The sequence below is a fragment of the Aestuariimicrobium soli genome, assembly GCF_051192575.1.
In the GTDB taxonomy this organism is placed as follows: Bacteria; Actinomycetota; Actinomycetes; order Propionibacteriales; family Propionibacteriaceae; genus Aestuariimicrobium; species Aestuariimicrobium soli.
On record NZ_JBPJSQ010000002.1, the window covers coordinates 276,576 to 289,189 of the forward strand.

General features: G+C 70.5%; 13 protein-coding genes. 5 read left to right on the forward strand and 8 right to left on the reverse strand.

Annotated features, from left to right (window positions below; all coding sequences use genetic code 11):
* Positions 1-9 precede the first annotated feature (9 nt).
* Together ACSDQ9_RS02600 and ACSDQ9_RS02605 are read right to left on the reverse strand one after the other, a co-directional pair.
* The gene (locus tag ACSDQ9_RS02600) at positions 10-645 is read right to left on the reverse strand and encodes an alpha/beta hydrolase family protein (protein WP_435143218.1); all 636 of its coding nucleotides are present in this window, start codon (positions 643-645) and stop codon (positions 10-12) included.
* A complete protein-coding gene (locus ACSDQ9_RS02605) occupies positions 642-1,430 on the reverse strand; it encodes an SOS response-associated peptidase (RefSeq protein WP_435143220.1) in 789 nt (262 codons plus the stop codon). The genes ACSDQ9_RS02600 and ACSDQ9_RS02605 overlap by 4 nt, the downstream gene beginning before the upstream one ends.
* A 49-nt stretch (positions 1,431-1,479) precedes the next feature.
* Here ACSDQ9_RS02605 and ACSDQ9_RS02610 point away from each other — a divergent pair, with 49 nt between their 5' ends.
* Genes ACSDQ9_RS02610 through ACSDQ9_RS02625 form a run of 4 tightly spaced genes read left to right on the forward strand, consistent with a single transcriptional unit; the run spans position 1,480 to position 5,186 of the window.
* A complete protein-coding gene (locus tag ACSDQ9_RS02610; RefSeq protein WP_435143222.1) occupies positions 1,480-2,028 on the forward strand; it encodes a DoxX family membrane protein in 549 nt (182 codons plus the stop codon).
* Positions 2,025-3,341 carry a 3-phosphoshikimate 1-carboxyvinyltransferase gene (gene aroA / locus ACSDQ9_RS02615; RefSeq protein WP_435143224.1) on the forward strand — a complete coding sequence of 439 codons (1,317 nt, stop codon included), beginning with the start codon at positions 2,025-2,027 and terminating at the stop codon, positions 3,339-3,341. The genes ACSDQ9_RS02610 and aroA overlap by 4 nt, the downstream gene beginning before the upstream one ends.
* Entirely contained in the window at positions 3,338-4,360 is a 1,023-nt protein-coding gene (gene rsgA, locus ACSDQ9_RS02620) for a ribosome small subunit-dependent GTPase A (RefSeq protein ID WP_435143226.1), read from the forward strand. The genes aroA and rsgA overlap by 4 nt, the downstream gene beginning before the upstream one ends.
* A 37-nt stretch (positions 4,361-4,397) precedes the next feature.
* On the forward strand, positions 4,398-5,186 hold the full coding sequence (locus ACSDQ9_RS02625) for an inositol monophosphatase family protein (RefSeq protein ID WP_435143228.1): 789 nt from the start codon (positions 4,398-4,400) through the stop codon (positions 5,184-5,186).
* Between the two features lie 9 nt (positions 5,187-5,195).
* Here the strand turns inward: ACSDQ9_RS02625 and serA are convergent, their stop codons facing one another.
* Genes serA through ACSDQ9_RS02655 form a run of 6 tightly spaced genes read right to left on the reverse strand, consistent with a single transcriptional unit; the run spans position 5,196 to position 11,326 of the window.
* Positions 5,196-6,389 (reverse strand): phosphoglycerate dehydrogenase, encoded by a 1,194-nt coding sequence (gene serA / locus ACSDQ9_RS02630; protein ID WP_435143229.1) that lies wholly within the window; start codon positions 6,387-6,389, stop codon positions 5,196-5,198.
* 43 nt (positions 6,390-6,432) lie between these two features.
* Positions 6,433-7,149, reverse strand: a complete 717-nt coding sequence (locus ACSDQ9_RS02635) for an ABC transporter ATP-binding protein (RefSeq protein ID WP_435143231.1) — start codon at positions 7,147-7,149, stop codon at positions 6,433-6,435.
* On the reverse strand, positions 7,146-8,024 hold the full coding sequence (locus ACSDQ9_RS02640; protein ID WP_435143232.1) for an ABC transporter ATP-binding protein: 879 nt from the start codon (positions 8,022-8,024) through the stop codon (positions 7,146-7,148). The genes ACSDQ9_RS02635 and ACSDQ9_RS02640 overlap by 4 nt, the downstream gene beginning before the upstream one ends.
* Complete coding sequence (locus tag ACSDQ9_RS02645; RefSeq protein WP_435143234.1) at positions 8,024-8,836, reverse strand: ABC transporter permease; 813 nt, start codon at positions 8,834-8,836, stop codon at positions 8,024-8,026. Before ACSDQ9_RS02645 ends, ACSDQ9_RS02640 begins: the two co-directional genes overlap by 1 nt.
* Entirely contained in the window at positions 8,833-9,801 is a 969-nt protein-coding gene (locus tag ACSDQ9_RS02650) for an ABC transporter permease (RefSeq protein ID WP_435143236.1), read from the reverse strand. Before ACSDQ9_RS02650 ends, ACSDQ9_RS02645 begins: the two co-directional genes overlap by 4 nt.
* A 4-nt stretch (positions 9,802-9,805) precedes the next feature.
* The gene (locus ACSDQ9_RS02655; protein ID WP_435143238.1) at positions 9,806-11,326 is read right to left on the reverse strand and encodes an ABC transporter substrate-binding protein; all 1,521 of its coding nucleotides are present in this window, start codon (positions 11,324-11,326) and stop codon (positions 9,806-9,808) included.
* Between the two features lie 85 nt (positions 11,327-11,411).
* Here ACSDQ9_RS02655 and ACSDQ9_RS02660 point away from each other — a divergent pair, with 85 nt between their 5' ends.
* Entirely contained in the window at positions 11,412-12,605 is a 1,194-nt protein-coding gene (locus ACSDQ9_RS02660) for an FUSC family protein (protein ID WP_435143240.1), read from the forward strand.
* The last annotated feature ends 9 nt before the right edge of the window (positions 12,606-12,614 follow it).

Consider the following 12,614-nt stretch of genomic DNA (forward strand, 5'->3'; position numbering starts at 1 on the left):
TCGCCATCCTCACAGCCCGTCCACGAACTCGGCCACCTGCTCGGCCACCCAGGCGTGCCTGGCCAGCCCGTGACCCGCGCCCTCGACTGGCAGCACTCGCACCGGCGAGCCCGCGGGCAGAACGGCCGCGAGTTCGTCCGGTGACCCGTAGGGGTCGGAACTGCCCTGGACGACCAGCGTCGGCGCCGACGAGGCCAGCAACTCCTCGGCGCGGCTCTTGGCCGGTTGACCCGGCGGGTGCAGCGGGAACGCCAGACAGACGACACCGATCGCCCCCGACTCGGCCTGCGTGCGGCAGGCCACCCGGGCCCCGTTGGACCGGCCACCCGACACCAACCGGTCGGCGCCGAGATGGGTCAGAAGCCGCGAGACGGCGCTGTTCCAGCCGCGGTCGAGCACGGCCGGGCCGGCGGTGATCTTCCGGCCGGCCACCTTCCACGGCTGGGTGAAGCGGGCCACGTGCACCCCCCGGCCGGGCAGCAGGTGGGCGATCGCCACCAGGTCCTTGGCGGTGATCTGCCCGCCGGCACCATGTCCCAGGGCCAGCACCGTGCCCGTCGGTTCCGCAGCCCGGCTGATCGTCCACAGGGCGGGGCCCTCGGGAGTGTCGAGGCTGAACTGCTGGGGCGCGATCGTCGTGGTCATACCAGCACTCCTTCGGCCGGCTCGTCCGGCAGCGGTTCCACCAGCTCAGGCCCGTCGTTGCGCACCGCGTTGACGGCCGTCGAGACGGCGTAGGCGGTCATCTCGCCCGGTTCGGGCACGTGCAGCAGGGCCTTGGCCGCCTCGGCATCGGTGAGCGAGGGGTCGAGCCACTCGTCCACGTGAGCGGCGGGCACCTGAACCGGCATCCGGTCGTGGATCTGGCCGAGGTCGTCGGTGGCCGCGGTGGTGATGATGCAGCAGCTGATCACCCAGGCGTCGTCGGCCTCCCGGTCCTTGGTCGGGTCGCGCCAGAACTCGTACAGCCCCGCCATCACCATCAGTCCCGAGCTGGGACGGATGTAGAAGGGCTGCTTGCGCGGCTTGGCGCGGGGCGTCGCCGGGCCGTCGTCCAGCGTGTACCACTCGTAGTAGCCGTCGGCGGGCAGCAGGCAGCGACGGGCGGCCATGGGTCGGCGGAAGCTGGGCTTCTCGGCGACCGTCTCGAGGCGGGCGTTGATCAGGGGTGCCCGGGTGGGCAGTTCCTTCGACCACGACGGCACCAGCCCCCAGCGCAAGCCCGCCAGCTTGCGGGTGACCTCGTCGGAGTCCTTGACGGCCCGGTCCATCACCACCGCCACCGGGTCGGTCGGGGCGATGTTCCAGCGGGGCAGTTGCCACGGCGGCGGGGCGTCCGTGCCGTCACCCGCGCCGGTCACGACCTCGTCCACCTCGAAGGTCTCGACCAGCAGATCGGCGCTGGCGGAGGCTGCGTATCGTCCGCACATACTGTTGACCCTAGGCAGAAATGGGCGACACTAGGGCAGAATGGCCCGCATGAGTCTTCTTCGTTTCGCAGGTCGCACCATGCTCGCCAGCTTCTTCGTGGTGAACGGCGTCAAGTCGTTCACCAAGCCGCAGGAGCTCGTGGACAGTGCCGAGCCGATCGCCACCAAGGTGGTGCCGTTGGCCCAGCGCGTCGCACCCCCGAGCGTGGCCAACTACATTCCCGAAGACACCGAATCGCTGGTCAGGATCGCCGGCGCCGCGCAGGTCGCGGGCGGTGTGATGCTCGCCACCGGCATCGGACGGCAGCTGGGCGCCGGCGTCCTGGCCCTCTCGATGGTGCCGCACGTGATCGCCTCGCGCGCACCGAAGGGCGCCTCGCAGGAGGAGCGCTCCCACGCACGTGGGCTGTTGCTGCGCAACGTCGCCCTGCTGGGCGCCACCATGATCGCCGCCGGCGACACCCAGGGTCGTCCGGGACTGGGCTGGCGTGCCGAGCAGGCCCAGCGCACGGTGGCCCGCGAGGCCGCCGCCCGCAAGAAGCAGCTGGCCAAGGAAGCCAAGCAGGCCAAGAAGCAGCTCACCAAGGCGGTGTCGTGACCACGACCACCCCTTGGTCTGCCCCGCGTGCGCACGGAGAAATCCGTGCGCACGTTTCTGTGCCCGGCTCCAAGTCCGAGACCAACCGCGCCCTGCTGCTGGCCGCTCTCGCCGATGCCCCGTCGCGGATTCGCGGCGGTCTCGACAGCCGTGACGCCGACCTGATGCGGGCGGCGCTCTCCCAGTTCGGCGTGCGGGTCGACGTCGAGGGTGACGAGGTCGGGGGCGCGGAGTGGGTGGTGACGCCGCCGCCGACCCTGACCACACCGTCGCAGCCCGTCGACTGTGGCCTCGCTGGCACCGTGATGCGCTTCGTGCCCCCGCTGGCCGCGGCCGCAGGCGGTACCACGGCGTTCACCGGCGACGAGGAGTCGTTCGTCCGCCCCATGAAGCCAATGCTCGACGGGCTGCGCCAACTGGGCTGCACCGTCGACTCCGACCACCTGCCGCTGACCGTCGACGCTCCCGCCGCGGGGCTCGGCGGGCCGCGGGTCGAGATCGACTCGTCGGGGTCGAGCCAGTTCGTGTCGGCCCTGCTGCTGTGCGCGGCCCGGTTCCCGCACGGCATCGAGGTGCACCACACCGGCGAGGAGTTCCCCTCGATCCCCCCGATCGAAATGAGCGTGCAGATGCTCCGCGACCGCGGGGTCGACGCCCAGCGGGTCGACGAGCGCACCTGGCGGGTGGCACCCGGGCCGGTGTCTGCCCTCGACACCCAGATCGAGCCCGATCTGACCGGGGCCTCAGTCTTCCTGGCCGCGGCGGCCATCACCGGTGGCGAGGTCACGATTGCGGCCTGGCCGGCCGAGACCACCCAGTCGGGTGCCCTGTTCCGTGGGGTGCTCGAGGCCTACGGCTGCACCACCGAACTCACGCCCGACGGGCTGACGGTTCGGTCGTCCGGGAACCTGCACGGGGCCGACCTCGACCTGCGCGACGGGGCCGACCTGACCCCCTGCGCGGCGGCCATCGCCCTGTTCGCCACGGGTGAGACGACGATTCGCGGGGTGGCCCACATTCGCGGCCACGAGACCGACCGACTCGCTGCCCTGCGCACCGAGTTCACCAAGCTGGGAGCCACGGTGGTCGAGACCGGCGACGGCCTGGTCATCACCGGCGCCGGGCCCGACGGCACCGGTCTGAGCGGCGGCTCGTTCGAGACCTACGCCGATCACCGCATGGCCCACGTGGGCGCGCTGGCCGGTCTGGTCGTCGACGGGGTCGAACTCACCGACGTGGCCTGCACCACCAAGACGATCCGCGACTTCCCCGGCCTGTGGGGCCGCATGCTGGCCGGCGGGGACGACGCTTGAGTCCCCGGGCGGTGCGCGGCTCGATTCGCGACGAGGACGACGCCAGCTTCGGTCGACCGGGCAAGCGGTCTCGGCCGCGCACCAAGGATCGTCCCGACTACTCGGCCCTGCCGCTCGGGCGAGTGATCACGGTCGACCGGGGCCGGTTCCGCTGCCTGGTGGGCGACGTGATGGTCTCGGCCACCAAGGCGCGCCAGTTGGGGCGCAAGGCGGCGATCGTCGGCGACGAGGTGCGGCTCGACGGCGACGTGTCGGGCGACGAGGGCACGCTGGCCCGGATCGTCGAGGTCAGTGAGCGGACGACGGTGCTGCGCCGCACGGCCGACGACAACGACCCCTGGGAGCGGCCGATCGTGGCCAATGCCGACCAGTTGCTGATGGTGACAGCCCTGGCCGACCCGCCTCCGCGGGTGGGCATGATCGACCGCATCATGGTGGCCGCCTACGACGCCGGCATCGAGCCCATCCTGTGTCTGACCAAGGCCGACCTGGCCAGCCCCGACGAGTTGATCGCGGCCTACGCGCCGCTCGACGTGCGGGTGGTGGTCACCCGTCCCGGCGCCGATCTGACCGAGATCCGGGAACTGCTCGACCAGCACGTGACGGTGTTCGTGGGTCATTCCGGGGTGGGCAAGTCGACCCTGGTGAACGCGCTGATCCCCGACGCACGCCGCTCGATCGGCGAGGTCAACGAGGTCACCGGACGAGGCAAGCACACCTCGACCTCGGCCATCGCCCTGGTGCTGCCACCCCTCTCTGGCGGGGATGATTCGTTCGATGGGGATGAGTCGTGGGTGATCGACACCCCCGGGGTGCGCTCCTTCGGGCTCAGTCACGTCAACCGGGACTCGGTGCTCGCCTCCTTCGGCGACCTGGCCGAGGTGGCCGAGGACTGCCCACGCGGCTGCACCCACCGGGCGGATGCCCCCGACTGCGCCCTGGACGAGGCCGTCACGGCGGGTCGGCTGCCCGCCTCACGCGTCGAGTCGTTCCGCCGCATGGAGTTGGCTGGTCACTGACGGGCCGTCCGGGCCGCCGACCACTAGGCTGCTGCGCATGGCCCCTGACTTCACCGACGACCTCAGACTCGCTCACCTGCTGGCCGACAACGCCGACTCGATCACCATGAGCCGGTTCAAGGCCCGCGACCTGCACGTGTCGATGAAGCCGAACATGACGCATGTCACCGATGCCGACATGGCGGTCGAGGAGGCGATCCGGGCCACCCTGAAGAAGGCCCGCCCGCGCGACGCCGTGCACGGCGAAGAGGGTGACGACACCGGTTGGGGTCCGCGGCGTTGGATCATCGACCCCATCGACGGCACCGCCAACTTCGTGCGCGGCGTTCCCGTCTGGGCCACCCTGATCGCGCTCAGCGTCGACAACGAGATCGTGGCCTCGGTGGTCTCGGCGCCCGCGCTGTCGCGGCGCTGGTGGGCCTCCAAGGGCGGCGGCGCCTGGACCGGCACGACCCTGCTGCGCGGCACCCCCATCCAGGTGTCGAAGGTGGCCGCGGTCGAGGACTCGTCCCTGAGCTACGCCAGCCTGGACGGCTGGGTGTCCAGTGGTCGCGGGCAGCAGTTCGTCAACCTGATGCGCGACTGCTGGCGAACCCGCGCCTACGGCGACTTCTGGAGCTACATGCTGCTGGCCGAGGGTGCCGTCGACATCGCCACCGAGCCCGAGCTCGAGCTCTACGACATGGCCGCGCTCGACGTGATCGTGCGCGAGGCCGGGGGCCGGTTCACCTCGATCAATGGCGAGGACGGCGTCAAGGGGCCCGGGGCGCTCGCCACCAACGGCCTGCTGCACGACGAACTGGTGGAGCGACTGGCCAGCGACTGAGCTACCGGGTCACCCGATGACGCGCGCCCGGATGGTCTCGGGCATCGCCTCCAGGGTCGACAGCAGGTCGGACCCGACCGCGGTCACGTCGGTGACCGAGTAGCCCAGCTCGCCCTTGGTCGACAGCTGCTGGCTGCCGATGTTGGCGCCATGTTCCGAGAAGATCTGGTTGAGTCGCGCCATCACCCCGGGCACGTTGCGGTGCAGGTGCAGCACCCGGGTGCCCTCCTGAGCGGGGGCGACGATCTGCGGCAGGTTGACGCTCATGCCCGTGGCCCCGTGGCGGGAGAAGTCGGCGAGCTTGCCGGCCACGAATCGTCCGATGTCGGTCTGCGCCTCCTGGGTGGAACCGCCGATGTGCGGGGTCAGGATCACGTTGGGCAGGCCCTGCAGTTCCGAGACGAACGGGTCGCCGACCAGCTTGGGCTCGGCGGGGAACACGTCGATGGCGGCGCCGGCGATGTGGCCGGACTTGAGATTCTCGACCAGCGCGTGGTGGTCGACGACGATGCCCCGGCACAGGTTGAGGAACAGCGAGCGCGGCCGCATCTTGGCGAACTCGTCCGCTCCGAAGAAGTTGGCGTTCGAGGCACGACCGTCGACGTGCAGCGTGATGGTCTCGCACTCGGCCAACAGCTCGTCCAGCGACTCGGCCTTGCGGGCGTTGCCGAGCGCCAGCTTGTCGGCCACGTCATGGAACATGACGCGCATGCCGAGCGCCTCGGCCACCACCGACAGTTGGGCGCCGATGTTGCCGTACCCGACGATGCCGAGGGTTCGTCCGCGCACCTCGTGGGCGCCCTTGGCCGACTTGTCCCAGACACCGGCGTGCATCATGGCGGACTTGTCGCCCAGGTGGCGCGCCATCATGATGATCTCGCCGATCGCCAGTTCCACCACCGAACGGGTGTTGGAGTAGGGCGCGTTGAAGACGGCCACCCCGTGCTCGGCGGCCCGCGCCAGATCGATCTGGTTCGTGCCGATGCAGAACGCTCCGATGGCCTGCAGGGTGTCACCGCGCGCGTCGAGCACCTCCCGGGTCACGTGGGTGCGCGAGCGGATGCCCAGGTAGTCGACGCCCTCGAGGGCCTCGATCAGTTCGTCCTCGTTGAGACCCCCGGGTCGGTTGTCGACCTCGAACCCGGCCTCGGTGAGGATCCGGGTGGCCTCGGAGTGGATGTTCTCGAGCAGCAGGGCTTTCACGGCTGCCATGTTAGGGGCGCCCGCTGGCCCTCCGGGAGCGGTCTCAGGCGAGCAGCCGCGGCACGGCCGCCAACAGTTCGCGGGTGTAGTCCTCCCGCGGGTCCTGGTAGACCTGCGCGGTCGGGCCGGCCTCCACCACCCTGCCGGCGCGCATCACCACCACCCGGTCACACAGGTGGCGCACCACCGCCAGGTCGTGGCTGACCAGCACCAGCGTCAGGTCTTCGCTGGCGACCAGATCGGTGAGCAGATTGAGCACCTGGGCACGAACCGAGACGTCCAGCGCCGAGACGGGTTCGTCGGCGAACAACACCCGCGGACGAGGCGCCAGTGCCCGCGCGATGGCGATCCGTTGGCGCTGGCCCCCCGAGAACTCGTGCGGGTAGCGGTCGGCCTGGGACGGGTCAAGACCGACCTGGTCGAGCACCTCGGCCACCCGCCGTCGCCGTTGCTCGCCGGGCCATGACCCGCGCAGCCGGCGGGCCGTCAACGGTTCGGCGACGATGTCGCGCACCCGCATGCGGGGGTCGAGGGAACTGCGGGGGTCCTGGAAGACCAATTGGGCGTCGGCCGTGCGGGTGACGGTGCCGGCGGTCGGCGACTGCAGACCGAGCAGGCAGCGCACCAGGGTCGACTTCCCCGAACCGGACTCCCCCACGATGCCCAGGCGATCGCCGGCGTCGACCTCGACGCTGACCGAGTCGAGTGCCGTGGTGCTGCCGAACCGCACGACCAGGTCATGGGCGGTGAACAGGCTCATGCGCTCGGCTCCTCGAAGTCGGCCACCGTCGGCAGCCGCGTGCCGGGCTCGGCGAGATCGAGGCGACTGGTCGCCATCAGTCCGCGGGTGTAGCCCTCGCGGGGACTCTCGAGCACCTGCCGCACGGGCCCGGCCTCAACCACTCGTCCGGCACGCATCACCACCAACTCCTCGGCCATCGAGGCGACCACGGCCAGGTCGTGACTGATGAACAGGCACCCGGCGGACTCTTCGTCGAGCCGCTGCCGCAGGGTGGCCAGCACCCGCGCCTGCACGGTGACGTCGAGCGCGGTGGTGGGCTCGTCGCAGATGAGCAGGTCGGGACGATTCGCCAGCGCCATCGCCATCAGCACCCGCTGGCGCAGGCCGCCGGACAGCTGGTGGGGGTAGGAGTCGGCCACTCGTTGCGGGTCGGCGATGCCCATGGCGGAGAGTTCGTCGAGCACGGCCACCCGGGTGGTGCCGCGCACGGGTCGGTCCCGGGCACCCTTGACGACACCGTGGAGCCGGAAGACCTCGGCCACCTGCCGGCCCGCCTTCATGGTGGGGTCGAGGGCGGTCATCGGCTCCTGGAAGACCATGCCCAGCGCCTCGCCCCGCAGTCGGGTGAGGTGGCGGTCGGGTCGTCCGAGCAACTCGACGCCGTTGAGGGTGACCGACCCGGTGGCCGTGGCGTTCTCGGGCAGCAGCCCCATGATCGCAAGGGCGGTCACCGACTTGCCCGACCCGGATTCCCCGATCAGGCCGACGCGCTGACCGGGGGCGATGTCGAGGTTGACGCCCTCGACGGCCACCTGCTGGCGCCGTCCGAACCGCACGGTCAGGTCGCGCACCCGCAGACCCCTGTCGTGGGGGGTGGGAGCAGCGTCGGCCATCAGCGCACCTCCCGCAGTCGGGGGTCGAGAAGATCGCGCAACCCGTCGCCCAGCAGGTTGAAGCCGAGCACCGCGACCGCGATGGCGGCTGCGGGCCACAGCGCCAGCCCCGGATGGGTGAACAGCATCACCCGGGCGTCGTAGAGCATGCGTCCCCAGGTGGGGGTGGGCGGTTGCGTGCCCAGCCCGAGGTAGCTGAGCGCGGCCTCGGCGAGCACCGCCATCGCGAAACTGACGGAGGCCTGCACGCCGAGCAGCGGGGCGACGTTGGGCAGCACGTGCCGCCGGGCGATGGTCAGCCAGCCGATGCCCGAGACCCGGGCGGCCGTGATGTGGTCCTGACTCATCACCTGCAGCACGCCCGCTCGCGTGATGCGTGTGAACACCGGAACCGACGAGATGCCGATGGCGATCAACCCAGTCACCGTCGAACCGCCCAGCACCGCCGCCAGCAGGATCGCCAGCAGCACCGCCGGGAACGCGTAGAGCACGTCGGTCACCCGCACGACCAGCCGCGACAGCCACCCGGGCGCCATGCCGGCCAGCAGCCCGAGCGGGATGCCCACGACGGCCGCGATCGCCACCGACACCACGCCCACGAGCAGGCAGATCTGGGCGCCGGTGATCAGCCGCGAGAACACGTCGGCTCCCAGCTGGTCGGTGCCCAGCCAGTGCGTGGCACCGGGCGCCTGCAGGGCCGATCGGGGGTCGACACCGACCGGGTCGAAGGGTGTCCACACCAGCGAGAGCAGGCCGGCGACCACGGTGAGGGTCACCAGGGTCACGCCGATCACCAGCGAGGCGCGCCTCATCGCTGCCCCCCACGCCGGGAGCGCAACCGGGGGTCAAGTGCCACATAGCTCAGGTCGAGCAGGGCCATCACCACGAGCACGACGGTCACCAGCACCATCACCACCGACTGCACGATCACCAGGTCGCGGCTGGCGACGGCGCTCATCAGCATCGACCCCAGCCCCGGCAACACGAACACCTGCTCGACCACGATGGCACCGGCGAAGCTGGCGGCCACCTGCAGCCCGAGCACGGTGACCACCTGCAGCGAGGCCTCGCGTCGTCCGTGACGCCACAGGGCGGCCAATCGTCCCCAACCGATCGAACGGGCGGTGCGAATGTGGTCGGAGGTGCCCACCTCGACGAACGCCGAGCGCACGTAGCGGGTGAGCGCCGCCCCCTGGATGAGCGAGATCGACAGCACAGGCAGCACCATCGTCCGCAGCCACCCCACGGGGTCGGACGAGAAGCCCACCCAGCCATTGGCCGGCAGCCAGCGCAGGCGCACGGCGAACAGCACCACCAGGGCGATGCCGGCCAGGAAGGCCGGAACCGCCATGCCGAGCTGGCTCAGCGCGTTCACGGCGAAACCGTCCCAGTGACGCCGGCGATGGGCGGCCCACAGCCCCGCGGGCACGGCGACCAGCAACGATCCGAGGGTGCCCAGGGTCACCAGCCAGAACGTGATCGTGAACGGACGAACCACCAGCCCCGCGACGCTCTCGCCCGTGAAGGCGGACGTGCCCAGGTCTCCGGTGGCCAGGCCCGTGACCCAGTCGAGGTAGCGCACGGTCAGGGGGCGGTCGAGACCGAGCCTGGCGCGCAGTTCGGCCACCGACGCAGGGTCGGAGGAGTTGCCGAGCATGACCTGCGCGACGTCACCGGGCAGCGCGTTGACGAGGCCGAACACGACGACCGAGGCCAGGAGCAGGCTGACGACGAGCACCACGACGCGCTCGACGACCAGCCGCAGTCGTCCGCTCATCGGCTCAGGTGAGCTTGGAGGTGACCGTGGTCAGGTCGAAGCTCAGCGCGGTCGCGTTGGGCGAGACACCATGGATGTCGGGCTTGGTCACGATCAGGTTGGGCAGCAGGAACAGGAAGTCGGCGGCCGCATCGTCGGCCAGGATTGTCGCTGCCTCCTTGTACTTCTCGATGGCCCCCTGCTCGTCGGAGGCGTCCGCCTCGGCGATCAGCGTCTGGAACTGGGCGTTGTCGTAGTGCCAGTAGTACTCGGGGTTGGCCCAGTTCACGAGATCGTGCGATTCGACGTGGGCGACGATCGTCAGGTCGTAGTCGCCCTTGGTGTAGACGACATCGAGCCAGCGGCCCGGGAACTCGAGCACGTCGGCCTTCACGGTGATGCCGGCGGCGCCCAGCTGCGCGGTGATCAGCTGCACCGCACCCGAGGCGTAGGGCAGGCTCGGCACGCGCAGGCGCAGGGTGGGGTTCTTGATGCCCGACTCGGCGACCAGTTGCTTGGCCAGTTCGACGTCGTAGGGGTAGGTGTTCGACAGGTCCTCGTACCACGGGTCGGTGGGGGGAACCATCGAGCCGATCAGCGAACCCTTGCCACCCCAGACGGTGTCGATCACGGCCTGCCGGTCGATGGCATGGCAGATGGCCTGGCGCAGTTTGAGGTTCTTCAGGGCCGGGGTGTCGTGGTTGAAGCCGAGCACGACCTCGCCGTTGGTGGTGCCCTCGAGCACGGTGAACTTCGAGGTGTCGGCGAACTGCGGCAGGGTCTGCGGGGCCGCGACGTTCGAGATGATGTCGAGGTCGCCCGCGAGCATCGAGGCGTTCATGGCGTTGGCGTCCTTGAAGTAGCGCCAGGTCACCTTCTCGAAGCGGGTTCCCGTGCCCCAGTAGGCGCCGTTCTTCACCAGGGTGATGTCGGATCCCTTGTTCCACGAGTCGAACGCGAACGGGCCCGATCCCTGCGGCTTGGTGGCCAGGGTTGCGAAACCGGCGGGGTCGATGATCACTCCCGAGCTCGAGGTCAGGCTGTAGAGCCACTCGTAGCTGGGCTTCGACAGCACGACCGTGACGGTCTTGTCGTCGGTGGCCTCGATGCTGTCGACGACGGCGTGACGCGCCTTGATGACCGCGTTGCCCTTGTCGCGCAGCAGGTCGAGCGACTGCTTGACGCTATCGGCGTTGACGGGGGTGCCACTGGCGAACTTGGCCCCGGCCTGCAGGGTGAAGGTGTAGGTCAGCCGGTCCTCGCTGACGGTCCAGGCGGTGGCGAGCAGCGGCTTGATCTGGCCGTCACCGTCGATCTTCACCAGCGTCTCGTAGACGTTGTAGAGCAGCAGCTGCGGAATGGCCGCGTCGTTGTTGGTGACCAGGTCGAACGTCTCGGGCATCGTCACGGCACCGATGATCAGGTTGCGACCCGGGTTGGACGAGGGCGTGGTCTGCGCGGGACCGGAGGTGCAGGCCGCTGCCGTCGCCAGGGTGGCGGCGGCGAGGCCCCCGAGCAGGGCGCGTCGACCAAGAATGTGCCCCATGGGGTGGGTCCTTCCGTCAGTCCTCGACCCGTTCGGTCCAGCGACGGCATGGAGTCTACCGGGTGAGCCGGTGGAGACTGGTGGGGTGACATCGCCCGACGCCGCCCCCGACACCCCCGGGACGCCCCCGCGAGCCCCATTCACGGGGAGACCGCTGGCCGCGGCCCGCCGTTTGACCCTGCGCGCGTTCGATCTCAGCGAACGCACGGCCCGCTGGTCGCGCGCCGAACAGCACGCCCGCGTGGCCCGGTGGCGGGGTCGCGCGTTCATGATCGCCCAGTCGGCGCTCGCGGCCGCGCTGGCCTGGTTCATCGCGGACGACGTGCTGCACCGCTACCTGCCGGTGTTCGCGCCGGTGTCGGCCATGCTGGCGCTCGGGATGTCGTTCGGTCAGCGGACGAGCCGGGTGCTCGAGGTCTGTCTCGGCGTGGCCATCGGCGTGCTGGTGGGCGACCTGTTCATCTTGGTGTTCGGCACCGGCTGGTGGCAGGTGGCGCTGGTCGTCTTCGCGTCCATGAGTGTGGCGACGTGGGTGGGGGCTCGTCCGCTGATGATCAACCAGGCCGGCATTCAGGCGGCCACGGTGATGACCCTGCTGCCCGACCCGACCCGGTCGGGCTCGCGCTTCCTCGACGCCCTGTTGGGGTGCGCCATTGCGCTGGTGTTCGCGCTGGTGGCGCCGACCTCACCGGTGCAGCGGCCACGCATCCGAGCCGCCGAGGTGCTGGGGTTGGCCGGCCGCACGCTGTACTCGGCGCGCGATGCCCTGGCCGCCCACGACCAGGACGCCGCCGACCGCACCCTCGAGATGGCGCGCGGGTCGGAACAGGCGCTGTCGGCCTTGACGCAGGCCGCCGCCGAGGGGGTGGCCGTCGTCCGCTACTCCCCGTTCCAGCGGGGCAATCGCGAGCACGTGCAGCAGGTCGCCGACCTGGTGGCACCGCTCGACCGGTTGACCCGCAATCTGCGCGTGCTGGCCCGGCGGGCCGTGGTGGCGGTCTGGCGTTCCGAGGAGATCTCGGAGGCACACCTGCGGGTGATCGGAGAGCTGGCGCTGGTCACCGACTTCTGCGCCGCGGAACTGCACGCCAGGCGCCTGCCGACCAGGGCCCGGGAGCGGGTGGTCGAGGTGGCGGAGGCCACGAGCCACCTGCCGGTGGGTGACACCCTCTCGGGCACGGTGATCGTGGCCCAGCTGCGCTCCCTCTGCGTCGACCTGCTCGAGCTGACGGGTCTCGACTACGCCGATGCGCGCCAACTCGTCCCCGAGATGGACTGAGGCTGCTTC